Raw genomic sequence first — 654 nt, forward strand, 5'->3', positions numbered from 1 at the left:
GCCAAGACCACCGGCCAGGTAGGGCATGGGTTGGCGGATTGCGCTGCGAAGCATCGGCTGATAGCGGCTCTTGGTGGCAGCTACTACCCGTACTTCCTTCTCGGAAATGTGGCCCTTGAGCATGACCGCCACCATCGCCGGAACGAAAGTGAGGGAGAGCACGAATGCAGAGGCCAGCGCCAGCATCAGGGTAATGACCATCGGAGAGAACATCTTCCCCTCGACGCCCTGGAAGGTCAGGCAGGGCACGAAGACCAGGAAGATGACCGCCTGCCCATATACGGTCGGGCGGACCATCTCCTTGGACGAGGCGATCGTTTCATGCAGGCGCTCCGATAGATTGAGCGGGCGCCCAAGTGCATGCTGTCGCTCTGCCAGGCGGCGCAGTGCGTTCTCGACGATGATGACCGCGCCGTCGATGATCAGGCCAAAGTCGAGCGCACCCAGGCTCATCAGGTTGCCAGAGATCCCGAGCTTGTTCATGCCGATCGCGGTGATCAGCAGGGACAACGGAATCACCAATGCAGCAATGACAGCAGCTCGCCAGTTTCCGAGCAATGCAAACAGGATGACCACGACTAGAAGAGCGCCTTCGGCCAGGTTCTTGGCGACGGTCTTGATCGTTGCGACAACCAGCTGGGATCGGTCCAAGGT

Annotated in this window: 1 protein-coding gene; it reads right to left on the minus strand. The window is 60.1% G+C overall.

All coding sequences use genetic code 11. The features are described from left to right. The coding region (locus D7X55_RS45880) for an efflux RND transporter permease subunit (RefSeq protein WP_199747363.1) at nt 1-654 on the minus strand (654 nt) is incomplete at both ends.

Origin of the sequence: Corallococcus sp. AB049A, from assembly GCF_003668885.1 — a bacterium.
Lineage (GTDB): Bacteria > Myxococcota > Myxococcia > Myxococcales > Myxococcaceae > Corallococcus > Corallococcus interemptor.